At 62.2% G+C, this 26,571-nt stretch carries 26 protein-coding genes and 1 tRNA gene; 23 read left to right on the forward strand and 4 right to left on the reverse strand.

What is annotated here, in order from left to right; genetic code table 11:
* Positions 1–431 precede the first annotated feature (431 nt).
* From leuS to WIF35_RS09060, 6 genes are read left to right on the forward strand one after another with little or no spacing between them, the layout of a single operon-like run.
* On the forward strand, positions 432–3,041 hold the full coding sequence (gene leuS / locus WIF35_RS09035) for a leucine--tRNA ligase (protein ID WP_412481234.1): 2,610 nt from the start codon (positions 432–434) through the stop codon (positions 3,039–3,041).
* A gap of 9 nt (positions 3,042–3,050) precedes the next feature.
* Positions 3,051–3,566: an LPS assembly lipoprotein LptE gene (lptE, locus tag WIF35_RS09040; RefSeq protein ID WP_412477897.1), complete on the forward strand. Its 516-nt coding sequence runs from the start codon at positions 3,051–3,053 to the stop codon at positions 3,564–3,566.
* Positions 3,566–4,612, forward strand: a complete 1,047-nt coding sequence (gene holA, locus WIF35_RS09045; RefSeq protein ID WP_412477898.1) for a DNA polymerase III subunit delta — start codon at positions 3,566–3,568, stop codon at positions 4,610–4,612. The genes lptE and holA overlap by 1 nt, the downstream gene beginning before the upstream one ends.
* 2 nt (positions 4,613–4,614) lie before the next feature.
* The gene (locus WIF35_RS09050; RefSeq protein ID WP_412477899.1) at positions 4,615–6,816 is read left to right on the forward strand and encodes a TonB-dependent receptor plug domain-containing protein; all 2,202 of its coding nucleotides are present in this window, start codon (positions 4,615–4,617) and stop codon (positions 6,814–6,816) included.
* A 7-nt stretch (positions 6,817–6,823) separates the two neighbouring features.
* Positions 6,824–7,360 (forward strand): YfiR family protein, encoded by a 537-nt coding sequence (locus WIF35_RS09055; RefSeq protein ID WP_412477900.1) that lies wholly within the window; start codon positions 6,824–6,826, stop codon positions 7,358–7,360.
* Positions 7,357–9,357: an ATP-binding protein gene (locus WIF35_RS09060; protein WP_412477901.1), complete on the forward strand. Its 2,001-nt coding sequence runs from the start codon at positions 7,357–7,359 to the stop codon at positions 9,355–9,357. Before WIF35_RS09055 ends, WIF35_RS09060 begins: the two co-directional genes overlap by 4 nt.
* Positions 9,358–9,391: 34 nt before the next feature.
* Here WIF35_RS09060 and WIF35_RS09065 read toward each other — a convergent pair whose 3' ends face one another.
* Entirely contained in the window at positions 9,392–9,634 is a 243-nt protein-coding gene (locus WIF35_RS09065) for a hypothetical protein (RefSeq protein WP_412477902.1), read from the reverse strand.
* 115 nt (positions 9,635–9,749) lie between these two features.
* Between WIF35_RS09065 and WIF35_RS09070 the strand changes: the two genes are divergently transcribed.
* The 4 genes from WIF35_RS09070 (at position 9,750) to xerD (ending at position 13,687) form a co-directional block, all read left to right on the forward strand.
* Complete coding sequence (locus WIF35_RS09070; RefSeq protein ID WP_412477903.1) at positions 9,750–11,006, forward strand: glutamate-5-semialdehyde dehydrogenase; 1,257 nt, start codon at positions 9,750–9,752, stop codon at positions 11,004–11,006.
* Between the two features lie 84 nt (positions 11,007–11,090).
* Entirely contained in the window at positions 11,091–12,266 is a 1,176-nt protein-coding gene (locus WIF35_RS09075; protein WP_412477904.1) for an acyl-CoA dehydrogenase, read from the forward strand.
* 43 nt (positions 12,267–12,309) lie between these two features.
* A complete protein-coding gene (locus WIF35_RS09080) occupies positions 12,310–12,801 on the forward strand; it encodes a methylated-DNA--[protein]-cysteine S-methyltransferase (RefSeq protein ID WP_412477905.1) in 492 nt (163 codons plus the stop codon).
* Positions 12,782–13,687, forward strand: coding sequence for a site-specific tyrosine recombinase XerD (gene xerD / locus WIF35_RS09085; RefSeq protein WP_412477906.1), 906 nt, complete (start codon positions 12,782–12,784; stop codon positions 13,685–13,687). Before WIF35_RS09080 ends, xerD begins: the two co-directional genes overlap by 20 nt.
* A 213-nt stretch (positions 13,688–13,900) precedes the next feature.
* Here the strand turns inward: xerD and WIF35_RS09090 are convergent, their stop codons facing one another.
* Positions 13,901–14,650, reverse strand: a complete 750-nt coding sequence (locus WIF35_RS09090) for a sulfite exporter TauE/SafE family protein (protein WP_412477907.1) — start codon at positions 14,648–14,650, stop codon at positions 13,901–13,903.
* 95 nt (positions 14,651–14,745) lie between these two features.
* Here WIF35_RS09090 and WIF35_RS09095 point away from each other — a divergent pair, with 95 nt between their 5' ends.
* The 4 genes from WIF35_RS09095 (at position 14,746) to WIF35_RS09110 (ending at position 17,647) form a co-directional block, all read left to right on the forward strand.
* Positions 14,746–15,639, forward strand: a complete 894-nt coding sequence (locus tag WIF35_RS09095) for a LysR family transcriptional regulator (RefSeq protein ID WP_412477908.1) — start codon at positions 14,746–14,748, stop codon at positions 15,637–15,639.
* A 27-nt stretch (positions 15,640–15,666) separates the two neighbouring features.
* Entirely contained in the window at positions 15,667–16,158 is a 492-nt protein-coding gene (gene ybaK / locus WIF35_RS09100) for a Cys-tRNA(Pro) deacylase (protein ID WP_412477909.1), read from the forward strand.
* 91 nt (positions 16,159–16,249) lie between these two features.
* Positions 16,250–17,125: a ZIP family metal transporter gene (locus tag WIF35_RS09105; protein WP_412477910.1), complete on the forward strand. Its 876-nt coding sequence runs from the start codon at positions 16,250–16,252 to the stop codon at positions 17,123–17,125.
* 81 nt (positions 17,126–17,206) lie between these two features.
* A complete protein-coding gene (locus WIF35_RS09110) occupies positions 17,207–17,647 on the forward strand; it encodes a cyclic nucleotide-binding/CBS domain-containing protein (protein WP_412477911.1) in 441 nt (146 codons plus the stop codon).
* A 56-nt stretch (positions 17,648–17,703) separates the two neighbouring features.
* Here WIF35_RS09110 and WIF35_RS09115 read toward each other — a convergent pair whose 3' ends face one another.
* Positions 17,704–18,054: a dihydroneopterin aldolase gene (locus WIF35_RS09115; RefSeq protein ID WP_412477912.1), complete on the reverse strand. Its 351-nt coding sequence runs from the start codon at positions 18,052–18,054 to the stop codon at positions 17,704–17,706.
* Between the two features lie 67 nt (positions 18,055–18,121).
* On the opposite strand from WIF35_RS09115, the gene plsY reads away from it, so the two are divergent.
* The 4 genes from plsY (at position 18,122) to WIF35_RS09135 (ending at position 20,628) form a co-directional block, all read left to right on the forward strand.
* Positions 18,122–18,730 carry a glycerol-3-phosphate 1-O-acyltransferase PlsY gene (plsY, locus tag WIF35_RS09120; protein WP_412477913.1) on the forward strand — a complete coding sequence of 203 codons (609 nt, stop codon included), beginning with the start codon at positions 18,122–18,124 and terminating at the stop codon, positions 18,728–18,730.
* Between the two features lie 13 nt (positions 18,731–18,743).
* Entirely contained in the window at positions 18,744–19,499 is a 756-nt protein-coding gene (locus WIF35_RS09125) for an MgtC/SapB family protein (protein WP_412477914.1), read from the forward strand.
* A 330-nt stretch (positions 19,500–19,829) separates the two neighbouring features.
* A complete protein-coding gene (tpx, locus tag WIF35_RS09130; protein ID WP_412477915.1) occupies positions 19,830–20,327 on the forward strand; it encodes a thiol peroxidase in 498 nt (165 codons plus the stop codon).
* A gap of 10 nt (positions 20,328–20,337) precedes the next feature.
* Complete coding sequence (locus WIF35_RS09135) at positions 20,338–20,628, forward strand: AraC family transcriptional regulator (protein ID WP_412477916.1); 291 nt, start codon at positions 20,338–20,340, stop codon at positions 20,626–20,628.
* A 132-nt stretch (positions 20,629–20,760) separates the two neighbouring features.
* Here the strand turns inward: WIF35_RS09135 and tsaD are convergent, their stop codons facing one another.
* Positions 20,761–21,792, reverse strand: coding sequence for a tRNA (adenosine(37)-N6)-threonylcarbamoyltransferase complex transferase subunit TsaD (tsaD, locus tag WIF35_RS09140; protein ID WP_412477917.1), 1,032 nt, complete (start codon positions 21,790–21,792; stop codon positions 20,761–20,763).
* 155 nt (positions 21,793–21,947) lie between these two features.
* Here tsaD and rpsU point away from each other — a divergent pair, with 155 nt between their 5' ends.
* The 5 genes from rpsU (at position 21,948) to WIF35_RS09165 (ending at position 26,542) form a co-directional block, all read left to right on the forward strand.
* On the forward strand, positions 21,948–22,160 hold the full coding sequence (rpsU, locus tag WIF35_RS09145; protein ID WP_412477918.1) for a 30S ribosomal protein S21: 213 nt from the start codon (positions 21,948–21,950) through the stop codon (positions 22,158–22,160).
* An 81-nt stretch (positions 22,161–22,241) separates the two neighbouring features.
* A complete protein-coding gene (locus WIF35_RS09150) occupies positions 22,242–22,688 on the forward strand; it encodes a GatB/YqeY domain-containing protein (protein WP_412477919.1) in 447 nt (148 codons plus the stop codon).
* A 9-nt stretch (positions 22,689–22,697) separates the two neighbouring features.
* A complete protein-coding gene (gene dnaG, locus WIF35_RS09155; protein WP_412477920.1) occupies positions 22,698–24,431 on the forward strand; it encodes a DNA primase in 1,734 nt (577 codons plus the stop codon).
* A 51-nt stretch (positions 24,432–24,482) separates the two neighbouring features.
* Positions 24,483–26,459 (forward strand): RNA polymerase sigma factor RpoD, encoded by a 1,977-nt coding sequence (gene rpoD, locus WIF35_RS09160; protein ID WP_412477921.1) that lies wholly within the window; start codon positions 24,483–24,485, stop codon positions 26,457–26,459.
* A gap of 7 nt (positions 26,460–26,466) precedes the next feature.
* Positions 26,467–26,542, forward strand: a tRNA-Ile gene (locus WIF35_RS09165).
* Positions 26,543–26,571: the final 29 nt, after the last annotated feature.

The following is a 26,571-nucleotide window of genomic DNA, read 5'->3' on the forward strand; positions in this document are numbered from 1 at the left end:
TAAAAAGGCAAAAAACCAAACGCCAGCCTTTCAGCGGCGATCGGTTTTCAACCTCCCGTGGGAGACGCCGAGCAACGCAGGAGTTCGCGGAAAAAGGGCGAGGACTGTCTGAGGCCCGAAGGGCCGAGTTCCGCAGCCCCCGCGAAGTCCGAGTAGCGCAGGGTACCCGCGCAGCGGGCGCCGACCCCGGGTCGCCTTCTTCTTTGGCTACTTTCTTCTTGGCGAAGCAAGAAGAAAGTACGCCCGCCGTCAGGGCGGAACGCAGCAGTTGATAAACGAGAAACACCATCCGACACAGCAGAACCCCATGTTTCGGAAAGAAACCATAATCCACGGCCCAAACCCACCCCAATGCATCCCGCGCAGCACCCAATCCCCCGGTATAATCGCGGATTGACCATTGTTTTACCGAACGAATTCTCGCCATGCCCATGCAGGACAAATACACCCCGGCCGACATTGAGCGCGCCGCCCAAGCTCACTGGGATGCCACCCAGGCCGCCCGTGCCGTCGAAGACGCCAGCAAGCCGAAGTACTACTGCCTGTCGATGTTCCCGTATCCGTCGGGCAAGCTGCACATGGGCCATGTGCGCAACTACACCATCGGCGACGTGCTCTCCCGCTTCCACAAGATGCAGGGCTACAACGTGCTGCAACCGATGGGCTGGGACGCCTTCGGCATGCCGGCCGAAAACGCCGCGCTGCAGAACAACGTCGCCCCCGCAGGCTGGACCTACTCGAACATCGAGTACATGAAGACCCAACTCAAGTCGCTCGGCTTTGCCATCGACTGGAGCCGCGAGCTGGCCACCTGCACGCCGGAGTATTACCGCTGGGAGCAGTGGCTGTTCACCCGCCTCTACGAAAAGGGCCTGGTCTACAAGAAGCTCGGCACCGTGAACTGGGATCCGGTCGACCAGACCGTCCTCGCCAACGAACAGGTCATCGACGGCCGCGGCTGGCGTTCCGGCGCCCTGATCGAAAAGCGCGAAATTCCCATGTATTACATGAAGATCACCGCCTACGCCGAGGAACTGCTGGCCGAGCTCGACAACCTGCAAGGCTGGCCCGAGCAGGTGCGCCTGATGCAGAAGAACTGGATCGGCAAGAGCACCGGTGTGCGCTTCGCCTTCCCTCTCGCCGACAATACCGACGAAAAACTGTGGGTGTTCACCACCCGCGCCGACACCATCATGGGCGTCACCTTCGTTGCCGTCGCCGCCGAGCACCCGCTGGCCACCCGCGCCGCCGCGAATAACCCGGAACTTGCCGCCTTCATCGAAGAATGCAAGAAGGGCGGCGTCGCCGAAGCCGACATCGCCACGATGGAAAAGAAGGGCCTGCCGACCGGCATCTACGTTACCCACCCGCTGACCGGCGAAAAGGTCGAAGTCTGGGTCGGCAACTACGTGCTGATGAGCTACGGCGACGGTGCCGTGATGGCCGTGCCGGCGCACGACGAGCGCGATTTTGCCTTTGCCAAGAAATACGATCTGCCGATCAAGCAAGTCATCGCCGCCGAAGGCGAAACCTTCAGCCTCGACGGCTGGCAGGAGTGGTATGGCGACAAGCAGAAGGGCGCCTGCGTCAATTCCGGCAAGTACGATGGCCTGGCTTATGAAGCCGCGGTCGATGCCGTCGCTGCCGACCTCGCCGCCAAGGGTCTGGGCGAGAAGAAAGTCCAGTTCCGCCTGCGCGACTGGGGCATTTCCCGCCAGCGCTACTGGGGCTGCCCGATCCCGATCATCCATTGCCCGACCTGCGGCGACGTTCCGGTGCCCGACGATCAACTGCCGGTCGTGCTGCCGGAAGACGTCGAAATCACCGGCGCCGGCTCGCCACTGGCGCGCATGCCCGAGTTCTACCAGTGCAAGTGTCCGAAGTGCGGCGGCGATGCCAAGCGCGAAACCGACACCATGGACACCTTCTTCGAGTCGTCCTGGTATTTCCTGCGCTACGCCTGCCCGGACAACGCCACGGCCATGGTCGACGAGCGCGTCCAGTACTGGTGCAAGGGCGGCATCGACCAGTACATCGGCGGCATCGAGCACGCCATTCTTCACCTGCTGTATTCGCGCTTCTTCACCAAGCTGATGCGCGATGTCGGCCTAATCGGCGATCTGGGCGAACCCTTCGCCAACCTGCTGACCCAGGGCATGGTCGTCGCCCCGACCTTCTACCGCGAACTCGACGGCGGCAAGAAGCAGTGGATCAACCCGGCCGACGTCGATGTCGTCACCGACGAGCGCGGCCGCCCGACCGGCGCCACGCTGAAGGCCGACGGCCTGCCGGTGGTGATCGGCGGCACCGAGAAGATGTCGAAGTCGAAGAACAACGGCGTCGATCCACAGGCGCTGATCGACCAATACGGCGCCGACACGGCCCGCCTGTTCATCATGTTCGCCTCGCCCCCGGACCAATCGCTGGAATGGTCGGATGCCGGCGTCGAAGGTGCCTTCCGCTTCCTGCGCCGCCTGTGGAAGCTGGTGCACGACCACGTCCAGCAGGGCCTGGTCTCCGCCTGCGCCAGCAGCGATGGCCTCAGCACCGCCCAGGCCGACCTGCGCCGCAAGCTGCACCAGACCATGGGCAAGGTGGCCGACGACTACGGCCGCCGCAAGCAGTTCAACACCGCCATCGCCGCCGTGATGGAATTGCTCAACGCCTACGACAAGTGCGACCTGGCCGACGCCGCCGGCCGTGCCCTGGCCCAGGAAGTGCTCGAAGCCGTCACACTGCTGCTCTTCCCGATCGTCCCGCATATCGGCCAGGCGCTCTACGCCGAACTGAAGCCGGGCGCCGATGCAGGTCTCGCTGCCTTCCCGAAGGCCGACCCGGCCGCGCTGAAGCAGGATGAGATCGAATTGATGGTGCAGGTCTGCGGCAAGCTGCGCGGCTCCGTGCGCGTGCCCGCCGAAGCTGACAAGGCCGCCATCGAGGCGGCCGCGCTGGCGGCCGAAGGTGCGATCAAGTTCATGGAAGGCAAGCCGGCGAAGAAGGTCATCGTCGTGCCAGGCCGCCTGGTCAATATCGTCGTGTAAGGAAATCCGATGCGCTTCCTGCTCGCCCTGATCGTCGCCGCCACCCTCACCGGGTGCGGCTTCCACTTGCGCGGCTCGGGAAGCGCCCAGCTGCCGTACAAGACGATGTTCATCGCGCTGCCCGATACCGCCGACGTCAATATCTGGCTGCAGCGCTACATCAAGGCCAGCGGCACGACGACCATCGTCGAGGATGCCAAGGCTGCCGATGCCGTCTTCCAGCAGCTGGCGGACAGCCGCCTGAAGACCATCCTGTCGGTCAACGCTCAGGGCCGCGTGCGCGAATACCGCCTGCAGCTCACTTACCGTTTCCAGGTGGTCAACGCCAAGGGCCAGGTGCTTGTCCGGCCGAACGAAGTCAGCCTGTCGCGCGACATCACCTTCGACGACTCCAACATCCTGGCCAAGGACCTGGAAGAAGGCCTGCTCTGGCGCGACATGAATAATGATCTGGTCAACCAGATCATGCGCCGGCTGACCATCATCAAGCCGAGGAATCCGGATCTCGAAGACGACGACGAATAATGCTGCTTAAGGGGGAGCAACTCGCCGCGCATCTCGAGCGCGATCTGCGGCCGCTGTACGTGCTGTACGGCGACGAACCCCTGCTCGTCCTCGAAGCGGCCGATGCCATCCGGGCCAAGGCCCGCAACAGCGGCTACACGGAACGCGAAGTCCTGACTGTCTTGCCCCAGTTCGACTGGGGCGCCCTGCTCGCCGCCGGCGGCAACATGTCGTTGTTCGGCGACCGCAAGCTGATCGACCTGCGCATCCCCAACGGCAAGCCGGGCAAGGACGGCAGTTCGGCGCTACAGGCCTGGTGTCAGAATCTGTCGTCCGACACGATGTTGCTGATCACCCTGCCGGAGCTCGACTGGAAAGAGGAAAAGTCCGCCTGGTTCACCGCACTGGTCGACGCCGGTGTCGTCATCAAGCTCAATGCCCCGCCGCTGGCCGAGTTGCCAGGCTGGATCGCCGGCCGCCTGCGCCGTCAGCAACAAAGCGCCGAGCTCGACAGCCTGAAGTTCATCGCCGAACGAGTCGAGGGCAACTTGCTGGCCGCCCATCAGGAAATCCAGAAACTCGGCCTCCTCTACCCGACCGGGCAATTGAGCATGGAGCAGATTCGCGACGCCGTGCTCAACGTCGCCCGCTACGACATCGACGGTCTGCGCGAAGCCTTGCTGGCGGGCGACCTCGCCCGCCTGAACCGGACGCTGGACGGCCTGATGCAGGAAGGCGAAGCGCCACCGCTGGTGCTGTGGGCGATGACCGAGGAAATCCGTGCCCTGACCGCGATCCGTGCCGGCCTCGACAGCGGCCGACCGGCTGACCTGCTGCTCAAGGAAGCCAAGGTGTGGGGCCCGCGTCAGCTGCCCGTGAAAAAAGCCCTGCAACGCCTGTCCACCGCAGCACTCGAGGAAGCCCTGCGCCACGCCGGCCGCATCGACCGCCTGGCCAAGGGCATCGGCCAGGGCAACATCTGGGAAGAATTTCTCCGTCTCGGTTTGCGCCTCTGCCCGCAAACGCCAACCCCGGCGGGTCGCCCCGCCCCATCCAGCGTCAGATAGCCATGCCCCGCCGTCGCCTGAACCCACTCCTGATTGCTCTCGGACTGTTCGGCGGCAGCGCCGCCCAAGCCGCGGACGACCTGAACAGCCTGTTGCCGCTGTCGCTCGAGGAACTGATCGCCACCCCGGTCATCACTGCCTCGCGCCACGCCGAACTGCGCGAACAGACGCCGGCCCACGTCATGGTCATCACCCGCGAACAGATTCGCGACCGACGCTACAAGAATCTGGCCGACCTGCTCGAGGATCTGCCCGGTGTCGACTTCCAGCGCGGCACCCGTTCCTCGCAGTACAACAATTTCGTCTTCCAGGGGCACGTCAGCAACAACAAGCTGCTGATCATGCTCGACGGCGTGCGTATCGACCACCCGGCCGGCGGCAAACTGCCGATTGCCGAAAATTTCGCGCTCTATTTCGCCAAGCAGGTCGAAATCCTCTACGGCCCGGCAGCCGCTCTCTACGGTGCCGACGCTGCCGCCGGCGTCATCAACATCATCACCGACAAGAAGGAAAGCCTGAGCGGGAGCATTGCGCTCGGGGCTGGCAGTTTCGAAAGTTACGACGGCAATTTCATGGTCGGCGGCAAACTGGCCGACCGCATCTCGCTCAGCGTCGGCTCGCATCAGCAGCGCAGCGACCGGGCCGATCTGGAAAAGTACTATTCCGCCGACTATCCCAAGGTCAACGCCAAGACCTTTGGCGGCGCAACAGCGATCCCGGCCAATCAACGGGAAAACTACACCGGTGGCATCAGCAGCAACAGCCAGTTCGTCCGCCTCGACGCCGCCGACCTGACTGTCAGTTTCTATCGCAACCAGTTCCGTAGCTTGACCAGTACTGGCGACCCAACCAGATACGTCGTCTACGATGGCCACAATTTCTGGGACACGACACTGGAAACCTGGTCCGGCAAATATCGTTTCGATATTTCGCCGAGCCTGAGCGGTGAAACGGTGATTGATTATTCGACCTACGAAATCGATCCGCGCAGCCGCTACGTCAATGTCTTCACTGAATTCAAAAATCATGGCTACGACTACTCGTACGCACGTCGCCGAGGCATTGAGCAAAACCTGAACTGGCGAGCCAACGATCAGCATACAGTACTCGCCGGCATCGGCTATCGCGACTACTACGCCATTGAAACGCCGGATTGGCCGCACCCCTATAACCGCTCGGCAAGTCCGCAAGGTCAGGGGATGTATTATCCCAATACCTACGGCGCACTGCCCATCATCGGCAGCGAAATGAGCTACTACAACTGGTCCGGATACCTGCAGTGGCAGGCGCAGTGGGTGCCGACCTTCTCGACCATGATCGGCCTGCGCGACGACTGGTACTCGACCTACGGCAACAAGCTGAACCCCCGAATCGGCGCCGTCTGGCAGGCGTCGCCCGGCAATTACCTGAAACTGTTGTATGGCGAAGCCTTCCGTACGCCATCGGCCGAGGAAATGCTCAGCGCTTTCGGCACATTCGACAAGGTCCCCCCTGGTGGCCCCTACACAGGGTCGAACTTCCGGGTTCAGAATCGCTCGCTCGAGCCGGAAAAATCGAAGACCCTGTCGCTGACATGGGACTGGCGTGCAACGCGCGATTTCAACCTGATCACCAATCTCTACGCCACCAAGGTCGATAACGTCATCACGACGCAAAACGAGACTGTTTCCACCCAGTACATCCCGGGTGCGATCCTGTCAAAAACATCTTCTAAGCAAAACTCTGGTCACGAGCAATACCAAGGCATCGACATTATCCCGCATTGGCAAACTCACCTGGCTGGCGCCTGGATGGCCGATCTTTGGGGGAGCTACAGCTACATCAAGGGCACCATCCACGACACGACGGATGGCAAAGATTGGGATCAGACCAACATCGCCACGCACAAGATCAAGCTCGGCACTACCTTCCGCTACAAGGATTGGCTAACCATCACGCCGCGCCTGATGTGGATCGGCGAGACGAATACCGGTCGCAAGAACACGCTGGCGCCGGGTGAGCGCCTGAAGACGGACGCCTACACGGTGGCCAGTCTGCACATCGGCGTGCACAAGCTGTGGGACGAGCGGCTTTCCTTCTTCTTCGATGTCTATAACCTGTTCGACGAGCGCTATTACAACGCGCATGGCTCGTCGAGCACCGTCATGCTGCAGGTGCCACAGCAGCCGCGTACGCTGATGGGTACGCTCGAATACCGCTTCTGACGCGCCGGTGAAAGCACTCCGTCGCCCTCTCCATCGCCTTGCCGCCAGCTGGCTGCTGATCTGCAGCTGGCCGTGCTTGCTGGCGGGACAGGCTTTCGCCGACGATATTTCCGAATACGGTATGAAAGCCGTGCTTTTCTACCGTCTGCCGCAATTCATCTATTGGCCGAGCGGCGAACCCGAACCTAAGCCGATGGCACTTTGCATCGTCGGCAAAAATCCGTTTGGCAATGCCATCAGTCAGTTGAAACAAGGCAACGACAATATTGACCTGCGCATTTCACCTGCTGACATTAGCTCCTGCAACCTGCTCTTTATCAGCCGTTCGGAAAATGCCAATCTGGACAACTGGCTGAGCCGAGCCGATTCTCGCCGCATGCTCACGGTCTCGGACATTCCTGGCTTTGCCCGGAGCGGCGGGATGATCGAGCTTCCGGTAGAAGGCGAGCGTGTCGGCATCGTCATCAACCGTCGCATCGCCATGCGCAAAGGCTTTGAGTTCAACGCACAATTATTGCGCCTGGCCCGGGTGATCAATCCATGAGCATGACCGCCGTTCTCGCACAGTTGAATGCGGCCCTGCGGCCCAGGCCTTCGATTCGCAACAAGCTGGTCGGCTACTCCTACGCCTTCCTGCTGGTGGTCGTGCTGTTGATCTTTCTGGTTGTCTATCTCCAGCAGAAGCATCTGCTGCAAACCCAATGGATCGAGTCGATGTCGGCCCAGGCCCGCCTGCTGGCCAACAACTCCGAAGCTGCCGTCGCCTTCCTCGACAAGCGTGATGCCGGGCGCCTGCTTGCTTCGCTGTCGCTCAGCCCATCCATCCAGGCCAGCCGCATCGTTCTCGCCGACGGCAGCACCTTGGCCGAATTCCGCCGGCTGACCACCTTTCGCGAAGCCTTCCCGAGTGGCGAACAACGTCAGCTCTTCCTTGACGACTACCTGATCATCCGCGAACCCATTTTGCCGCACGGTCAATCCAACCCGGATGGCCGGGTCGAATTGATCGTCTCGCTCGAGCAGTACCACGAGACGATGCGCAACACCGTACAGGAAACCTTGGTCGTGCTGTTGCTGGCGTTGGCCGGCCTGCTGGTCGCCACCCGCTATGCAGTCGGCCAGTTGATCGCGCCTCTCGAAAAGCTCGACTCCCTGGCCAAGCGCGTTTCGGAAGATGCCACGCTGGACCAACGCCTCGACATCGCCAGCAACGACGAGATCGGCAGCCTGGCCCACAGCTTCGACCGCATGCTCGATTCGCTGCAAGTGCGCGACCGCGAGTTGGCCAGCTATCGCGATTCTCTGGAAAGCAAAGTCGAGGAACGGACCCGCGCCCTGCAACAGGCCATAGCCGAAGCCCGCCAGGCCAATCGCGCCAAATCGGACTTCCTGGCCCGCATGAGCCACGAGATTCGCACGCCGATGAACGCCATCATCGGCTTGACCCATCTGGTCCTGGACAGCAGTCTGGCACCCAGCCAGCGCGAACATCTCGAACAAGTGCTGCAATCGTCCGACACCCTGCTCGGACTGATCAACGACATCCTCGACTATTCCAAGATCGAAGCCGGGCGGGTGACACTCGAAGCCACGCCATTCCAGTTGGACAAGGTGCTGATGTCGCTACAGGCGATGTTTGCGGCGCGCGCCAAAGCCAAGGGCGTCGGTTTTGAAATCGTCACCGCCCCCGGTGTTCCGGCCACACTGATCGGCGACTCGCTGCGCCTGAGCCAGATCCTGATCAACCTGGTCGGCAACGCCCTCAAATTTACCGAAAACGGCTCGGTCACCGTCCGCGTCGAAACTGGTGACAGCGGCTCGCCGCGCCGGGCACGACTCGAATTCGCCGTATCCGACAGCGGCATCGGCATCCCTGGCGAGTATCTCGACGGCCTGTTCGACCCTTTCACCCAGGCCGACAGCACCATTACCCGCCGCTTTGGCGGTACCGGACTCGGCTTGGCCATCTGCAAGCAGTTGGTGGAGTTGATGGATGGCAGCATCGCCGTTTCCAGCCTGGCCGGCCATGGCAGCACTTTCCGCTTTTACGTCCTGCTCGACCTGCCGGTGGCCGATAGCCAATGCGGCACACCCCAAAATGCCGATGCTGCGGTGGACAAGGCCAAAGGGGCTATTTTGCCGAGTTGGGCCGGACGGCGCGTCCTGCTCGTCGAGGACGTGGCGATCAACCGAACCATCGCCATCGCGCTACTGAAAAAAGTCGGTTTCGACGTGCTTTCGGCGGTCAACGGCCAGGAAGCGCTTGATCTGCTGGAAAAGGAAAGCTTCGATCTGGTGCTGATGGACATCCAGATGCCCGTCATGGATGGTTTGACGGCCACGCAGGCCATCCGGACCGATCAACGCTTCAAGGAGTTGCCGATCATCGCCATGACGGCACACGCCACGCACGAAGATCGCGCGCTATCGGCAGCGGCCGGCATGAATGCCCACCTGACCAAACCATTCACACCATCCGGACTCTACGACGCGATCCGCCCCTGGCTGGCGCCCCTCGGCGACAACGCGTCGGCTGAATAAAGGAAGGCAGCCTTCCCCCCATGTGCCGCGCGATTTAGGCGGCGGCCTGGTCGTCCGCCGGCGGCGAATCCGGCTCGAGGTCTTCCCAGATGCAGGTGCATTCCTGGCGCACGTCGTGCAGCCCCGGCTTGTCGGTTTCCTGCACCAGGCACTCGCCCTTGCACTCCTCGGAAACCACCACCAGTTTCATTTCGGCATCCACCTGACGTTCGCCATCCCAATAGCTACACGTCGCGCAGACCTTGACCTCGGTCGGCAAAATCAATTTTTCGGCCATCATTACCTCGATGGAAAGCCCTGTTATCAATGCGGTTAAGAGTTTAACCCGTTCCGGAAGTTCCCGCTTCTTTTGCTGGCTATAATGATCTTTTGCGCCAAGCTTTGGAAACACCATGGATATCAAGGAATACATGCAAACCGTCGGCCGCCAGGCTCGTGCCGCTTCGCGCCGGCTGGCAATGGCAACGACGGCCGAGAAGAATGCCGCACTACTGCACATCGCCGGTGCCATCCGCCGCGAGAAGGCCGCCCTGCTTGCCGCCAACGCCGAAGATGTCGCCGCTGCCAAGGCCAACGGCCTGGAAACCGCCATGATCGACCGCCTGACGCTGACCGACAAGGGCGTCGAAGGCATGGCCGAAGGCGTGGAACAAGTCGCCAAGCTGCCCGATCCGATCGGCGAGATGACCGACATCAAGTACCGTCCCTCCGGCATCCAGGTCGGCAAGATGCGTGTGCCCCTCGGCGTCATCGGCATCATCTACGAAGCCCGTCCCAACGTCACCGCCGACGCCGCAGCACTGTGCCTCAAGTCGGGCAACGCCGCCATCCTGCGCGGCGGCTCCGAAGCCATTCGTTCCAACCGCGCCATCGCCGCGCTGGTCCAGGAAGGCCTCAAGGCGGCCGGCCTCTCGGCCGATTGCGTGCAGGTGATCGACACCACCGACCGCGCCGCTGTCGGCGAACTGATCACCATGCGCGAGTTCGTCGATGTCATCGTACCGCGCGGCGGCAAGGGCCTGATCGCCCGCCTTCTCGCCGAATCGCGCGTACCGATGATCCAACACCTGGACGGCAACTGCCACGTCTATCTGGAAGAAGAAGCCGATCCCAACAAGGCGCTGAAGATCGTCGAAAACGCCAAGACCCAACGCTACGGCACCTGCAACACCGCCGAATCGCTGCTCGTCGACCGCTCGGTCGCAGCCATGCTGCTGCCGCCCATCGCCCACATGTTGACTAGCAAGGGCGTCGAGATTCGCGGTTGCGCCGAAACCTGCGCCCTGGTCAAGGAAGCGGTGCCGGCGACCGACGACGATTACTACACCGAGTACCTGGCGCCGATCATCTCGGCCAAAGTCGTGTCCGGCATTGACGAGGCCATTGCGCATATCAACAAGTACTCGTCCGGCCACACCGAAGCCATCGTCACCGACAACCACCCGAAGGCCATGCGCTTCCTGCGCGAGGTCGATTCGGCTTCGGTCATGATCAATGCCTCGACCCGTTTCGCCGATGGTTTCGAGTACGGCCTGGGTGCCGAAATCGGCATTTCGACCGACAAGATCCACGCCCGCGGCCCGGTCGGGCTCGAAGGCCTGACCAGCCAGAAGTGGGTGGTGCTGGGCGACGGGCACGTCCGCGGCTAAACCAGCCCTCCGGGCGCCTGACAAAACTGGCGCCCGGATACCACAACAATAATCACCTCCGTTCGGAGCCCCAAGGAGACAACGATGGCCAAACCGACCTTCGCCTGGGAAGACCCCTTCCTGCTTGATAGCCAGCTCGCCGCCGACGAGCGCCAAGTGCGCAACGCGGCGCGCGATTTCGCACAGAAGGCCTTGAAGCCGCGCATTCGCGACGCTTTTCGCCATGAAACCACCGACCCGGCGATCTATCGCGAGATGGGCGACATGGGCCTGCTCGGCGCGACCTTGCCGCCGCAGTATGGCGGCGCCGGCCTGAACTATGTCTCCTACGGCCTGATCGCGCGCGAGGTCGAATATGTCGATTCGGCCTTCCGCACCTTGCTGTCGGTGCAATCCTCGCTGGCCATGGTGCCGATCTACGAATTCGGCTCCGAGGAACAGAAGGAGAAGTATCTCAAGCGCCTGGGCAAGGGCGAGCTGATCGGCTGTTTCGGCCTGACCGAGCCGAATTCCGGCTCCGACCCGGCCAGCGCCAGCACGCGCGCCCGCGCCGTGCCCGGCGGCTGGCAGCTGTCCGGATGCAAGACCTGGATCACCAACTCGCCCATCGCCGACGTGTTCATCGTCTGGGCCAAGGACGACGAAGGCCTGCTGCGCGGTTTTATCCTCGACAAGGGAATGCCAGGGCTATCGGCCCCCGCCATTCAGGGCAAGGTCGGCCTGCGTGCCTCGATCACCGGCGACATCGTGATGGATGAAGTGTTCGTTCCGGAAGAAAACCGCCTGCCCGGCGTCACCGGCCTGAAAGGGCCGTTCACCTGCCTGAATTCGGCACGTTTCGGCATTTCCTGGGGCGCGCTCGGCGCCGCCGAAGCCTGCTGGCACACGGCGCGTCAATATACGCTGGAACGCAAGCAGTTCGACCGTCCACTCGCCGCCAACCAGTTGATCCAGAAAAAGCTGGCCGACATGCAGACTGAAATCGCCCTCGGCATCCAGGGCGCGCTGCGCCTCGGCCGCATGATGGACGATGGCAGCGCAACGCCGGAACTGATCTCGCTGATGAAGCGCAGCAGTTGCGGCAAGGCCCTCGACATCGCCCGTAGCGCCCGCGACATGCTGGGCGGCAATGGCATTTCGGACGAATTCGGCGTCATCCGCCACGTGGTCAACCTCGAGGTGGTGAACACTTACGAAGGCACCCACGACGTGCATGCGCTGATCCTCGGCCGGGCCCAGACCGGGATTTCCGCATTCTGATTTTTGCCCTTTTTGGGCAGTGCACCGCAGCAGGAGGTTTCCCATGGCAGAAAACCACTACCAGGCCGTCGTCACCGCCCCCGGCTTCGCGCTTGGCGTGCAATGCGACGAGGACGAAATCACCGGCATCGAATTCCTCGAACCGCGCCCGGAGGTCGCACCGACCACGCCGCTCGCCGCTGAAGCCGTGCGCCAGTTGCAGGCCTGGCTGGCCGATCCGAAATTCGTCTTCGGCCTGCCGTTGAAGCCCGCCGGCACGACCTTCCAGCGTCGCGTCTGGGAACAGATCGCCAGCATTCCGCTCGGCCGTACGCTGACCTACGGCGACGTTGCCAGGACCCTCAACAATGCGCCGCGCGCCGTCGGCCAGGCCTGCGGGGCCAATCCCTACCCGGTCGTCGTGCCCTGCCACCGCGTCGTTGCCACCGGCGGCGGCTTGGGCGGTTTCAACCGCGAGCGCGGCGGCTTCCTGCTCGACGTCAAACGCTGGCTATTGCGCCACGAAGGCCACCCAATTGGCAGCACGCCCGACTGATACCGGCGAAATCGACGCCTTCTGCGACGCTCTCTGGCTCGAAGACGGACTGGCCAAGGCGACGCTCGACAGCTATCGCTCCGACCTTGGCCGCCTGGCCGTCTGGCTGGCCGAACACCAGTACGAAGCCCTGCTCGACGCCCGCGAAAGCACGCTGACCGGCTTCATCGCCCACCTCGCCCGCAACACCCGCGCCACCTCGCAGGCCCGCTACCTGGCCACGTTGCGCCGCTTTTACCGCTGGCAGGTCGGCCGCGGCCGCCTGGTCGCCGACCCGACCCTCAAGCTGTCCAACCCCAGCCTGCCCTCGCGCCTGCCCAAGGTGATGTCGGAAAAACAGGTCGAAGCCCTGCTCGACGCCCCCGACCTCGACACCCCGCTCGGCCTGCGCGACCGTGCCATGCTCGAAACGATTTACGCCACCGGCCTGCGCGTCTCCGAACTGGTCAACCTCAAACTGCACGAAGTCGCTCTCAACGACGGCGTGCTACGCGCCCTGGGCAAAGGCAGCAAGGAACGCCTGGTCCCGCTCGGCCAGCTCGCCATCGACTGGATACAGCGCTACCTCGACGAAGCCCGCCCGGAGATCCTCAACGGCCAGCAGACCGACGACCTCTTCGTCACCGCCCGCGGCGCCGCGATGACCCGCCAGGCCTTCTGGCAGTTGATCAAGCGCTACGCCCTGCGCGCCGGCATTGATCCCGCCAAGCTCTCACCGCACGTCCTGCGCCACGCCTTCGCCACCCATCTGCTCAACCATGGGGCCGACCTGCGCGTCGTCCAGTTGCTGCTCGGGCACGCCGACATCTCGACCACGCAGATCTACACCCACGTCGCCCGCGAACGCCTGAAGACGCTGCACGCCATCCATCATCCGCGCGGCTGATCACATGGAAATCGCTGCCATAGCGCGCTGCAACCAGTGCATTCACTATTACATTACGCACGACATTCACTTTCGCTACGGTTGTCGCTGCCTGGATTTCAAGAGCCGAAGGCAACCGATGCAGGATGTAATCGAGGCATCTGGCCAGCCCTGTCTTTACTTCTCCGCCAAGCCCAAGTCAGCCCAGCGGAGTGGAAGCACCTGAGCATTCCCCTAGAGCAAGGCAAGGTGGCGAACGATCAGGCTCACCCCGCTCACCACCAATAAGGCATTGAGTATCCGGAATAGCTGGTCACGACTCAGCTTCACATCGATATGCTGCCCCAGCCAAATACCAGCCAGCATCGCCGGCAACATGGCCAGAGCCTGCCAAAGCAAGGCGGCATCGAGCAGCCCCAAGCCGGCGCAAAGCGCGATGCGCCATGTGGTGGACAGGGCGATCAACACCGCCTGCGTCGCCCGAAAAACCTCGCGCTCGGGCAACTGGCGCTCCAACCAGGCCGCGTACATGAAACCGCCGCTGCCGAACAAACCGCCCAGCACTCCGCCGAACAAGGCATATCCCCATGCGCCGAGGCGGCCTTCCTTCGGCGCATTCATCCGACCGAGCAAGCCGCGAATACCGAGCACGACGACAAAACCGCCCAGTGCCAGCGCCATCCAGGCCAAGGGCAAACGCGACAGCACGTAGACACCGAGCAATTGGCCCAGCGCCATGCCCGGCGCCAGTTTCGCCAAAGCAGACCACGCCACCGCCCGCCAGGCTCGCCCGGCGCGTAGTGACGAGCCGCCACAATCGAGCAGCGCCAGCAAGGGAATCACCTGCGCCACCGGCATGACTTGCGCCAATGGCGCACTGGCGATCAGCGCCGAGCCGAAGCCAACCAGCGTGAATACGGTATAGGCCGTTGCAATCGCCAGCCACGCGAAGATCAGATCGCCCCCCACTTCATGCCATGACATCCTTTTCTCCTCTGCTGTTCGGATGCATTTCATTCTGTGGCGCCTTAAGGTATAAGACAAATATCGTTTACAGACCAAATCGATAACAAATAAGCATGCCTAGCCTGCGCCAAATTCGTTATTTCCTGACCGTCGCCGATCAGGGCAACCTGACAGCCGCGGCGAACCAGCTCTTTGTCGCCCAACCGGCACTGAGCCGACAGATCGCCCTCCTGGAAAACGAGCTCGGCTTTGCGCTGTTCGATCGGAATCCGCGCGGCGTCACACTGACGGCTGCCGGCAAGCTCTATCGCGACCGTGTACGTACGGTGGAGCGCCAACTGGGCGCTGCCGCCGAAGAGAGCGCCCGGCTGGCGCATGGACACGCCGGCGTATTACGCCTGCTGCACTCCAGCTCGATTCCCATCGATAGCCTGCTGCCATCGATACGCCGCTTTCTCGCCGATGCCCCCAGTGCCCGCATCGACCTCGACCGGATTTCCTCCGAAAGCCAGATCGACGAAGTGGCCGCCGGCCGCGCCGACATCGGCCTCATTCGCCTGCCCGTGCTGCATCGTGATCCGACGTTGCAATTCATCGAACTCCCCGCCGAACCGCTTTATGTTGCCTTGCCCAACGAGCATCCGCGACTCAGCGCAGCTTCCATCCGGCTGGCCGATCTGGCCGAAGAAAGCTTCGTTTCCGCCGTGCATCGCGAACGCGGCGGCTTGGCTCGGCGCGTAGCCGACCTCTGCCTGACGCGGGGTTTTGTGCCCAAACTGGGGCCGGCTATTTCGCGAAAGACCTCGATGCTCGATCTGGTCGCCGCCGGCTTCGGCATCGCCATCGTGCCGCAACGCATGACCGGCCTCGTCCGCCCCGGCCTACACTTTCGGCCGCTCGATGACACCGACGCCCATGCCGGCCTGGCCATCATCCTGCCGCCCCAGCCCACGGCGCTTGCCAGCCGCTTCGCCGAAGCGCTGCGTGCCGACTGCACGCTAAAATAGGCGACATCGATTGCCCCCAACGCCGCCATGAGCAAGACCGAACACGCCCCCGAGACGCAAGCCACCAAGTTTCTCAAAGCCCACAAGGTGCCTTTTTCAAACCACCTCTACGCCTACGAGGAACATGGCGGCACCAAGGTGTCGGCCCGTGAGCTGAATGTCGACGAGCATGCAGTGGTCAAGACGCTGATTTTCGAGGACGAGGCCGCCAAGCCGCTGGTCGTGCTGATGCACGGCGATTGCAAGGTCTCGACCAAGGAGCTGGCGCGCCAGATCGGCTGCAAGAAGGTCGAACCCTGCAAACCCGAAGTCGCCAACCGCCACACCGGTTACCTGGTCGGCGGCACCAGCCCGTTCGGCACCAAGAAGGCGATGCCCGTCTATATCGAAAAGACCATCCTCGATCTTCCCCTCATTTATATAAATGGCGGCCGTCGTGGCTATCTGGTCGGCATCCACCCGCACGACATCCTTCGCACGCTGAACCCCAAACCGGTCGAGGCGGCACTCAAAGGATAATTACACAATCCAATCGTGACGATTTAATCAATCGATTGGAGCTATAGATTCGCGGCGCGCAAAATGCCTTCCATACCGAAGGAGATGCGCCATGACCCAACTCGTTATCCGCCATTACGAAAAGCCCGCCGCCCGTCGCCACCTGTGGGTCGGCATCGCGATGGCCATCGTCGCTCTTGCCTTCGCTGTCGAACAATCCGTGCAGTGGCTGGCCGCCCACCCGATGGCCGCCAAGGGCCTCGAAGCCAGCTTGATGGCCGGCTTGGCGACCGGCCTGGGCGCGATTCCAGTGCTTTTCATGTCCCGCCCGAGCGAACGCCTGATGGCCCCGATGCTCGGCTTGGCCGGCGGCATGATGCTCGCGGCCAGCCTCTTCTCCTTGCTCGTTCCGGCAGTTGAGATTGTCACCGCCAGCGGCACACCCTGGGCCCTCGGCATCGCCACGGCCGGCGCCTTGTTGGCCGGTGCCGGCGCCATGCAACACCTCGACCGCCGCTTGCCGCACGAACATGTCGAGGCAGTGGAAAGCAGCGGCATGCAGCCGCATGTCGCGCTCGTTGTTGCCGCCATTGCCATCCACAACCTGCCTGAGGGCTTGGCCGTCGGTGTGGCCGCATCTGCCGGCGCCGATCACGGGATGACCTTCGGAATCGCCTTGCAGAACATTCCGGAAGGGTGGATCGTCGCCAGCGCCATGATCGCCTTGGGTGCCGCACCTTGGCGCGCCGCCTTGATCGCCCTCGCTACCGGCCTCGTCGAACCGGTCGGCGGCTTGTTCGGCGTTATCGCCAGCACCTTGGCCGGCGCTGCCTTGCCACTCGCCCTCGCGGCCGCCGCCGGAGCGATGTTATGGGTGGTCAGCCATGAGTTGATCCCGGCATCGCATAAACCCGGTTCGGTCGGCATGGGCACGGCCGGTTTGGCCGCCGGCTTCGCCGTCATGACGACCCTCGCCACCGTTTTCTGAAAAAGGAATACTCTCGCCGAACTTTCACGCGGATTGCCGGTCATTCCAGAGTCGTACCCACCCCAACGAAGGAGACGAATCATGCCCAGCAGAGCGATCATCAAGATTATCCAGCATCGTCATTTCCTGACCGCGACGCCCGAGAAAAGCGTACGCGCCGTGGCCCAGCACATGAAGGAAAACGGCGAAGGCGCCGTGCTCGTCGTGTCGCCGGAGGACGGCACGCTGGTCGGCATTTGTACTGAACGCGACCTGGCCTTCAAGGTCCTGGCCGAGGGACTGGACGCCCACACCACGCCGGTCCGCTCGGTGATGACGGCCAACCCGCAAAGCATCGGGCCGGATAAACCCTTCGGCCACGCCCTGCACCTGATGTACGAAGGCGGCTTCCGGCACATGCCGGTCGTGCTGGAAGACGGCCGACCGATTGGCATCTTGTCCGCACGCGATGCATTGGGCCTGGAGATGTTCGACTTCCGGCGCGAACTGGAACAGCGCGAGGATTTGGCCGTCATCCTGTAAGCGAGCACTTACAGTCATTCAAAAGCCGGGCTCGCCGCCCGGCTTTTTTATGGCTCTCAGATCGAGCGTTCGATGATGACGCCGACGCGCTTGACGCCCGGCATCATGCCCAGCTTGGCGACGGAAACGCGCACCCATTGGGCTGCGAAGTTTTCGAGCAGGAAGGTGGCAATGTGCTCGGTCAGCTTTTCCAGCAGGTTGAAATGGCTGGCCGCCAGGTCGGCACGCAGACGCTCGACGACGACGGCGTAGTCCACGGTATCGCGGATGTCGTCGGTGGCGCCGGCAGAAGCGGTGGATACCCCGATCTGCAGCGATATCTCGACCGTCTGCGCCATGGCTTTTTCGCGCGGATAGATGCCTATCCAGGTCTCAGCGCGCAGTTCTTCGATGAAAATGATGTCCATGGGGCGGTGCACCGCAGCAGGGGGTGTAAAATTTGGCGCGATTGTACCCCAGCGAACCATTTCACCCATGCAAAACGCGCTTTACCCCATTCTTGCCGTTGTCGCCGCCTACCTGATCGGCTCCATTCCCTTCGCCATCATTTCCTCCAGGGTCTTCGGCCTGGCCGATCCACGTAGCTACGGCTCGGGCAACCCCGGCGCCACCAACGTGCTCCGCAGTGGCAACAAGAAAGCGGCGCTGATGACGCTGATCGGCGATGCGCTGAAAGGCACGCTGGCCGTCATCGCCGCCCAGCAACTTGGCCTTTCCGATAGCGTTGTCGCTCTTGTGGCGCTCGCCGTCTTCCTCGGCCACCTCTATCCGATCTTCCTAAAATTCAAGGGCGGCAAGGGCGTCGCCACCGCCGCCGGCGTCTTGCTCGCCCTCGATCCCATTCTCGGCCTCGCCACCCTGGGCGTCTGGCTTCTCGTCGCCTATGTGTCGCGTTACTCCTCGCTCGCCGCCGTGTGCGCCGCCATCGCCGCCCCCATCGTGTCGGCCCTGATGCATGGCGGCAACACCCAGACCATCGTCGTCGGCGTTCTTGGCATGGCACTGATCGGCAAGCATTGGCAGAACATCCAGCGCCTGATGGCCGGCCAGGAGTCGAAAATCGGCAGCAAGAAGAAAGCCTGACCCGCCCACGATCATGGCCCTGCCCTCGCCCGAACTACTCGCCTCCTACTGGTCAGCCGGCGAACTCGAAACCAACATCATCATCTTCATGAACCTGCTCGGGGCGCTCGCCCTGGGGCTGTTGTTGGGTTATGAGCGGGCCTACCACGGGCGTGCGGCCGGCATGCGTACCTATGGACTGGTGTGCACTGCCTCCTGTGCCCTAGTCGTGATCTCGGGCTATCCGCAATTCTGGTATGGCGGCCACTCCGCCTTTGTCGGCGCGCCACCGCCCGACCCGACACGCGTCATCCAGGGTGTCGTCACCGGTATCGGTTTTTTGGGTGCCGGCGTCATCATGAAAGAAGGCTTCTCGATCAGCGGCCTGACGACGGCTGCCTCGATCTGGGCCTCGTCGGCCATCGGCATCATGGTCGGCGTCGGCTTTTACGGTGCGGCCATCCTGCTTGCCATCCTTTCTGCCGCCTGCATGACCCTCGTCTCGCGGCTGGAAGGCTGGCTTCCCTCACGCCCGGCCGTTGCCATCACCATGGGCTTCCGCCCGGGCTTCGTACCCCGTGATGACGTACTCAAACGCGTAGCGCTCGAACGTGGCTACGAGATTGCCTGGGGCACCCTGCGCATCGAACAGGTCGACGGACACCCGGTCTGGCATTTCGTTGCCGTCGCCCAGAGCAAGGACCGCGGCGTCACCATGCCGGCGCTGGCGCAGGAACTCTCTCACTTCGAGGGCGTCGAGCACTTCACGCTGTCACACGCGCGCAACTGAGTTGCGTGCCCGTCGGCCAGACAGGACTTCGGATAGCCAACTCCAATCCATCGAATTGAAACAATAGATTGGATTGATCCAGCACAGCTTCCTAAACTGCATTCATCCAGTCATCGCGACTGACGAAGAAGCTTAAGGAGGCCAACATGATTTCCCGATTCATCGACCACTGGTTCGACGACCTTTCCTGGGACTCGTACATCGACGTGCTGGCTTCCCTGCCGGAAACCTTCTAGGCCGTCGCCCGCCGTAAAGATTGAGAACTGACGGAACCAACACCCGCCTGAACTCTCCAATCGCCACAATCAACCAACAACAGTGGAGCAACAGATGTCCCAAGTCACCCTCGCCGGCAACCCGATCACGATCAATGGCCGCTTCCTGCAGAAAGGCGATGCCGCCCCGGCTTTCACCCTGGTCGCCAAGAATCTGGCCGATACGCCGCTCTCCGCCTTCGCCGGCAAACGCAAGATCCTGAACATTTTCCCGAGCATCGATACGCCAACCTGCGCCACCTCGGTCCGCCAGTTCAACGCCAAGGCCAACAACCTGCCGAACACCGTCGTTCTCTGCATCTCCGCCGACCTGCCCTTCGCTCAGGCTCGTTTCTGCGGTGCCGAAGGCCTGGACAACGTCATCACCCTATCCACCCTGCGCGGCCGTGAATTCCACGATGCCTACGGCGTGGCCATCGCCAGCGGCCCGTTGGCCGCTCTGACCGCGCGCGCCGTCGTCGTTCTCGACGAAAACGACCAGGTGATCCACAGCGAACTGGTCTCCGAGATCAAGAACGAACCGGACTACGCTGCCGCCCTGGCCGCCCTCTAAGGCAAGCCGCATGCCCGTCCCCAGTTTCGCCGAGTTCCGCGAGCAGTCCCTGGCTCAAGGCTATGACGAAGTACTCGAACGAATCTGGGCGGCGGACAGCGTTGTCGAATCGCACACTCACCCTTTCGCGCTGAGAGCTATCGTGGTCGCAGGCGAGATGTGGCTTCAGGTCGAGGGTCACACCCGACACCTGGTGTCGGGCGACCAATTCAGTCTGGGTCATGAACAAGCACACGCCGAACGCTATGGCCCAGCGGGGGCAACTTACTGGGTTGCCCGGCGCAATCCGGCAGAGGATTAGGCATGGCCAAGAAATGCTGCAAATCCGACCCACCGTGCAAAGGCTGCCCGAAGCTCAAGAAGAAAAAGAAACACGGCAAATGCGAGGTTCAAGCAGTGACTGCTGCGGTGCACGGCCCAATTTGGCCAATTTTCACGGCCGGGTAACCGACATCTCCATCAGCGGCCAGCGCGGCTGCACCGCGAACACGCCGGCCGGCTTGGCCGGCGTACCGGCCTGCAAACGCAGGCAACCGGCCAGCGCGATCATCGCGCCGTTGTCGGTGCAGAATTCCAGCTCCGGGTAATAGACACGGAAGCGCTTGCGGCGAGCTTCGTCGTTCAGCGTGACGCGCAACTGCTTGTTGGCCCCGACGCCGCCGGCGACGACCAGTTGTTTGAGGCCGGTCTGCTTCATCGCTTTCAGCGCCTTCTTGACCAGCACGTCGACGATGGCTTCCTGGAAAGCGCACGCCGCGTTGGTTTTGAAGTCGTCGCTGAGCGGTTCTTCTTGCTCGCGCACCAGCGTGAGTACCGCCGTCTTCAGACCGGAAAAGCTGAAATTGAGGTCGCCGGAATGCAGCATCGGGCGCGGCAATTCATAGACGCCCGGCGTGCCCGACTCGGCCAGCTTGGACAGCAAGGCGCCGCCGGGGTAAGGCAGGCCGAGCAGCTTGGCGCTCTTGTCGAACGCTTCGCCGGCCGCATCGTCCAGCGTCTCGCCGAGCAATTCGTATTCGCCGACGCCCGTCACCTTCATCAACTGGGTATGGCCGCCGGAAACCAGCAGCGCAACGAAGGGGAAGGTCGGCGGATCGCTCGACAGGAGCGGCGACAACAGGTGGCCTTCGAGGTGGTGCACCGGAATGGTCGGCTTGTCGAGCGCCACGGCCAAGGCCTCGGCAAAGGCGCAGCCGACCAGCAGCGCACCGGACAAACCCGGTCCGCGCGTGTAGGCCACGGCATCGATCTCGGCCAGCGACTTGCCGGCTCGACCCAGCGCCTCGCGCAGTAGCGGCACGACGCGACGGATGTGATCGCGCGACGCCAATTCCGGAACAACGCCGCCGTATTCGGCATGCATCGCAACTTGCGAATGCAAGGCATGGGACAACAGCCCGGCGTCGCTGTCATAGAGCGCAATGCCGGTTTCATCGCAGGAAGATTCAACGCCAAGGATCAACATAGGGCCGCGATTCTACCATCGCCTTGCAATTAATACTTGATAGCAAAAGGTTTTATCCCCTATACTGTTCGGCTTCCCGCAAACATGCGGAAAAATTTGCGCGCACTGCCGATCAACAACCCCGGCAGGCGCCGTACAGGAAGGGGGTGAAAATTATGCCGAGCATTCGCGTCAAAGAAAACGAGCCGTTCGAAGTTGCAATCCGCCGCTTCAAGCGCACCGTCGAAAAGACTGGTCTTCTGACCGAGCTGCGCGCCCGTGAGTTTTATGAAAAGCCCACCGCCGAGCGCAAGCGTAAGCTGGCTGCTGCCGTCAAGCGTCACCACAAGCGCATTCGCAGCATGACCCTGCCTCCGAAGCTGTACTAATCCAGTACGCATCGCAGCAAAAGAGCCGCCAGCCTTTAACCGCCGGCGGCTTTTTTCTTTGTTTTTGCCGAAAAGAACACCATGAGCCTCAAAGCACGCATCTCCGACGACATGAAAACGGCCATGAAGGCCAAGGAAGCCGCCAAGCTGGCCGCCATCCGCCTGCTGCTCGCCGCCATCAAACAGAAGGAAGTCGATGAGCGCGTCGAACTCGACGATGCCGCCGTCGCCGCCGTGATCGAAAAACTGGTCAAACAGCGCAAGGATTCCGTGACCCAATACGAGGCCGCCAACCGCCAGGATCTGGCCGACGCCGAGAAAGCCGAAATCGCCATTCTCGCCGCCTACTTGCCGGAGAAGATGAGCAGCGAAGAAGTTGCCGCCGCCGTAGCCGCCGCCGTAGCCCAGACCGGGGCCAAGGGTCCGGCCGACATGGGCAAGCTGATGGGCGTCCTCAAGCCGCAACTCGCCGGCAAGGCCGACATGGCCGAGGTTTCCAAGCTGGTCAAGGCCGCGCTGGCCGGCTAATCGCACCAGATGATCCCGGAGTCATTCATCCAGGATCTGCTGGCCCGGGTCGACATCGTCGACCTGGTGGATAGCTACGTCAAACTCAAGAAGGCAGGCGCCAACTACTCGGCCTGCTGCCCCTTCCACAACGAGAAATCTCCTTCCTTCACCGTCAGCCCGACCAAGCAGTTCTACCACTGCTTCGGCTGCGGCGCCCACGGCACGGCCATTGGTTTCGTCATGGAATACCAGGGCATCGGCTTCGTCGACGCCGTCAAGGAACTGGCCTCGCGTGCCGGCATGGTCGTACCCGAAGAAGAGGGGCGCGGCTTTTCCCAGGATCACTCTCCGGGCCAGACACGCACCCTGATCGACACCATGGCCCGCGCTGCCGCCTACTACAAGGCGCAACTCAAGCAATCGCCGCGCGCCATCGAATACTGCAAAAAACGGGGACTCACCGGCGAAGTGGCTGCTCGCTTCGGCATTGGTTATGCGCCGGACGGCTGGCAGAACCTGCAAACCGTCTTTCCCGACTACAACGCCGAAGCCTTGAAGACGGCTGGCCTGATCATCGAAAACGACGCCGGCCGCCGTTACGACCGTTTCCGTGACCGGCTGATGATTCCCATCGTCAATCCGAAGGGCGACATCATCGCCTTCGGCGGCCGCATCATCGACCAGGGCGAACCGAAATACCTGAACTCACCGGAGACGCCGCTGTTCGAAAAAGGCCGCGAACTCTTCGGCCTGCCGCAAGCCCGCCAAGCCCTGCGCGAAACCAATACCGCCATCGTCACAGAAGGCTACATGGACGTCATCGCCCTGTCGCAGAACGGCGTCGGCAACGCCGTCGCCACGCTCGGCACAGCCACCACGCCGACCCATGTGCAAAAGCTGTTGCGCCAGGTCGACCGCATCGTCTTCGCCTTCGACGGCGACAACGCCGGGCGCAAGGCCGCGTGGCGCGCCCTGGAAAACGCGCTGGAAGCCTTGGCCGACAACAAGCAGATCGGCTTCGTCTTCCTGCCGCCCGAGCATGACCCGGACAGTTACATCCGCGAACACGGCAAAGCCGCATTCGACCGCTTCGTTGCCCAGGCCATGCCGCTTTCCGACTTCATGCTGCGCGAATTGGGCAGCCGCTGTGACCTGACCAGTTCCGAAGGCAAGGCCAAGCTGATCTACGAAGCCAAGCCGCTGCTGCACAAGCTGCCGACGCCGCTATTGCGCCTGCAACTGGTCAAGCGACTGGCCGAGGCGAGCGGTTTCGCCCAGCAAGAAGTCGAGCGTCTGTGCGACCTCAAGTCCTACACCCCCGCTGCCCCGCCCAAAGCCAAACGCACAGCACCATCACTGACGCGCAATCTGCTGCGCATCGTGCTGCACAAGCCGCAACTCGCCGCCGAGCTGCCCATCGAACTGCTGCCTGACACGCCCGAACGACCAGCATTGGCTCGCCTGCACCAGATGGTTAGCGCCGACAGTGATGCCGCCAATTACGCCATTCTGCGCGAACGCCTGCGTGGCGTACCGGAAGAAGCGGCCATTGAGCAGGCAGCGGCGGAACTTCTCGAACTGCCGTTTGACGAAGAGGGTGCCGAGACGGAATTCCGCGACACCATCGAAAAGCTGCAGGCCGGCGGACACAAGCGCCGCTTCGAGGAATTGCAAGGCAAGGCGCAGCAATTCGGTGTCGCCGGACTGTCGGCGGCGGAAAAAATGGAATTTATCGAACTACTCTCAGCCCGCGGAAAGTGAGCTAAGTTGTGGTAATATTTACGGTTCTCTCCAATTCAACGGATCGTGTTCATGGCTAAGGCAAAAGACACCGCTAAGGAAGCCCCGAAGGCTCGCACCAGCAAGGCCAAGGAGAAGGCTGCCGAAAAGGCGCTGCTCGAAGGTGCAATGGCGGAAACCCCCGAACCGCTCGACGCAGAGGCGCGCAAGACTCGCCTCAAGGCGCTGATCAAGCTCGGCAAGGAACGTGGCTACCTGACTTACGCCGAAATCAACGACCACCTGCCCGACGATGTCGTCGACGCGGAGTCGATCGAAGCCATCATCTCGACTTTCAGCGACATGAACATCCAGGTTTTCGACGAGGCCCCGGCCGCCGAAGACCTGCTGATGTCCGACACCGCTGCAGCCGCCGCTGACGATGAAGAAGTCGAAGAACAGGCCGAACAGGCACTGTCGACGGTGGATTCCGAATTCGGCCGCACGACCGACCCGGTCCGCATGTACATGCGTGAAATGGGCTCCGTCGAACTGCTGACCCGCGAAGGCGAAATCGAAATCGCCAAGCGGATCGAAGAAGGTCTCAAGCACATGATCCAGGCCATTTCGGCCTGCCCGACCACCATTGCCGACATCCTCGAGATGGCCGCCAAGGTGGAAACCGAGGAAATGCGCATCGACGAACTCGTCGACGGCCTGATCGATCCGAATGCCGTCGAAGAAGCGCCCGCTGCCGAAATGGCCGACGACGCCGAAGCGGACGACGAGGACGAAGAAGCCGATGAAGAAGGCGACGGTGGCGGTGGCGCCGCAGCGGCTTCCCTGCTGCAACTGAAGACCGAAGCCCTGGAACGCTTCAAGACCATCAAGGGCATCCACGCCAAGATGCAGAAGGCGCTGGGCAGCAAGGGTTCGCAGGACAAGGCCTACCAGAAGCTGCTGGGGCAACTCTCCGACGAGCTGATGAACATTCGCTTCACGTCGCGCGCCATTGAAAAGCTTTGCGACAGCGTGCGCGAAATGGTCGAACAGGTTCGCCGCTCCGAGCGCAAGATTCAGCAAATCTGCGTCGATCGCGTCAAGATGCCGCGTCCGCATTTCATCCAGGTTTTCCCGGGCAACGAAACCAACGTCGACTGGGTCGACGCCGAAATCGCCGCCGCACCGAAGACCTATGTCGCCATCCTGACCCGCAATGCGCCAGACATCAAGGAAGAGCAGAAGAAGCTGCTCGCCCTGCAGGATCGCATCGGCATCTCTCTGAAGGAACTGAAGGACATCAACAAGCAGATGTCCACCGGTGAAGCCAAGGCCCGTCGCGCCAAGCGCGAAATGACCGAAGCCAACCTGCGTCTGGTCATCTCCATCGCCAAGAAGTACACCAACCGCGGCCTGCAGTTCCTCGACCTGATCCAGGAAGGCAACATCGGCCTGATGAAGGCGGTGGACAAGTTCGAATACCGTCGCGGCTACAAGTTCTCGACCTACGCAACCTGGTGGATTCGTCAGGCGATCACCCGCTCTATCGCCGACCAGGCACGCACCATCCGTATCCCGGTGCACATGATCGAAACGATCAACAAGATGAACCGCATCTCCCGCCAGATTCTGCAGGAAACCGGCGCCGAGCCGGATCCGGCGACGCTGGCCAAGAAGATGGACATGCCGGAAGACAAGATTCGCAAGATCATGAAGATTTCCAAGGAGCCAATCTCCATGGAAACCCCGATCGGCGATGACGACGACTCCCATCTTGGCGACTTCATCGAGGACCAGGCCACCCTGGCTCCGGCCGATGCGGCGATGTACTCCAGCCTTCGTGGCGTCACCAAGGAAATCCTCGACAGCCTGACAACGAGGGAAGCCAAGGTGCTGCGCATGCGCTTCGGTATCGAAATGAACACCGACCACACGTTGGAAGAAGTCGGCAAGCAATTCGACGTCACCCGCGAACGCATCCGCCAGATCGAAGCCAAGGCCCTGCGCAAACTGCGCCACCCGAGCCGTTCCGACAAGCTGCGCAGCTTCCTGGACCAGGGCGGCAACTAAGCTTTCCGGGCCTGTAGCTCAGCGGTTAGAGCAGAGGACTCATAATCCTTTGGTCGTGGGTTCGAACCCCACCGGGCCCACCAAGCACCCAAAAGCCTGCGGAATCCGCAGG

Source organism: Azonexus sp. IMCC34839 (assembly GCF_047047955.1).
In the GTDB taxonomy this organism is placed as follows: Bacteria; Pseudomonadota; Gammaproteobacteria; order Burkholderiales; family Rhodocyclaceae; genus Azonexus.

What these genes read in the sequence shown, in the direction of transcription:
- WIF35_RS09070 (WP_412477903.1), top strand. Translation starts at nt 9,750, where the DNA reads ATGGATATCAAGGAATACATGCAAACCGTCGGCCGCCAGGCTCGTGCC.
- WIF35_RS09080 (WP_412477905.1), top strand. Translation starts at nt 12,310, where the DNA reads ATGGCAGAAAACCACTACCAGGCCGTCGTCACCGCCCCCGGCTTCGCG.
- ybaK (WP_412477909.1), top strand. Translation starts at nt 15,667, where the DNA reads ATGAGCAAGACCGAACACGCCCCCGAGACGCAAGCCACCAAGTTTCTC.
- WIF35_RS09110 (WP_412477911.1), top strand. Translation starts at nt 17,207, where the DNA reads ATGCCCAGCAGAGCGATCATCAAGATTATCCAGCATCGTCATTTCCTG.
- WIF35_RS09090 (WP_412477907.1), bottom strand. Translation starts at nt 14,650, where the DNA reads ATGTCATGGCATGAAGTGGGGGGCGATCTGATCTTCGCGTGGCTGGCG.
- dnaG (WP_412477920.1), top strand. Translation starts at nt 22,698, where the DNA reads ATGATCCCGGAGTCATTCATCCAGGATCTGCTGGCCCGGGTCGACATC.
- tsaD (WP_412477917.1), bottom strand. Translation starts at nt 21,792, where the DNA reads ATGTTGATCCTTGGCGTTGAATCTTCCTGCGATGAAACCGGCATTGCG.
- WIF35_RS09050 (WP_412477899.1), top strand. Translation starts at nt 4,615, where the DNA reads ATGCCCCGCCGTCGCCTGAACCCACTCCTGATTGCTCTCGGACTGTTC.
- WIF35_RS09065 (WP_412477902.1), bottom strand. Translation starts at nt 9,634, where the DNA reads ATGGCCGAAAAATTGATTTTGCCGACCGAGGTCAAGGTCTGCGCGACG.
- WIF35_RS09075 (WP_412477904.1), top strand. Translation starts at nt 11,091, where the DNA reads ATGGCCAAACCGACCTTCGCCTGGGAAGACCCCTTCCTGCTTGATAGC.
- WIF35_RS09115 (WP_412477912.1), bottom strand. Translation starts at nt 18,054, where the DNA reads ATGGACATCATTTTCATCGAAGAACTGCGCGCTGAGACCTGGATAGGC.
- WIF35_RS09135 (WP_412477916.1), top strand. Translation starts at nt 20,338, where the DNA reads ATGCCCGTCCCCAGTTTCGCCGAGTTCCGCGAGCAGTCCCTGGCTCAA.
- WIF35_RS09125 (WP_412477914.1), top strand. Translation starts at nt 18,744, where the DNA reads ATGGCCCTGCCCTCGCCCGAACTACTCGCCTCCTACTGGTCAGCCGGC.
- rpsU (WP_412477918.1), top strand. Translation starts at nt 21,948, where the DNA reads ATGCCGAGCATTCGCGTCAAAGAAAACGAGCCGTTCGAAGTTGCAATC.
- lptE (WP_412477897.1), top strand. Translation starts at nt 3,051, where the DNA reads ATGCGCTTCCTGCTCGCCCTGATCGTCGCCGCCACCCTCACCGGGTGC.
- WIF35_RS09060 (WP_412477901.1), top strand. Translation starts at nt 7,357, where the DNA reads ATGAGCATGACCGCCGTTCTCGCACAGTTGAATGCGGCCCTGCGGCCC.
- rpoD (WP_412477921.1), top strand. Translation starts at nt 24,483, where the DNA reads ATGGCTAAGGCAAAAGACACCGCTAAGGAAGCCCCGAAGGCTCGCACC.
- tpx (WP_412477915.1), top strand. Translation starts at nt 19,830, where the DNA reads ATGTCCCAAGTCACCCTCGCCGGCAACCCGATCACGATCAATGGCCGC.
- leuS (WP_412481234.1), top strand. Translation starts at nt 432, where the DNA reads ATGCAGGACAAATACACCCCGGCCGACATTGAGCGCGCCGCCCAAGCT.
- holA (WP_412477898.1), top strand. Translation starts at nt 3,566, where the DNA reads ATGCTGCTTAAGGGGGAGCAACTCGCCGCGCATCTCGAGCGCGATCTG.
- WIF35_RS09150 (WP_412477919.1), top strand. Translation starts at nt 22,242, where the DNA reads ATGAGCCTCAAAGCACGCATCTCCGACGACATGAAAACGGCCATGAAG.
- WIF35_RS09105 (WP_412477910.1), top strand. Translation starts at nt 16,250, where the DNA reads ATGACCCAACTCGTTATCCGCCATTACGAAAAGCCCGCCGCCCGTCGC.
- plsY (WP_412477913.1), top strand. Translation starts at nt 18,122, where the DNA reads ATGCAAAACGCGCTTTACCCCATTCTTGCCGTTGTCGCCGCCTACCTG.
- WIF35_RS09095 (WP_412477908.1), top strand. Translation starts at nt 14,746, where the DNA reads ATGCCTAGCCTGCGCCAAATTCGTTATTTCCTGACCGTCGCCGATCAG.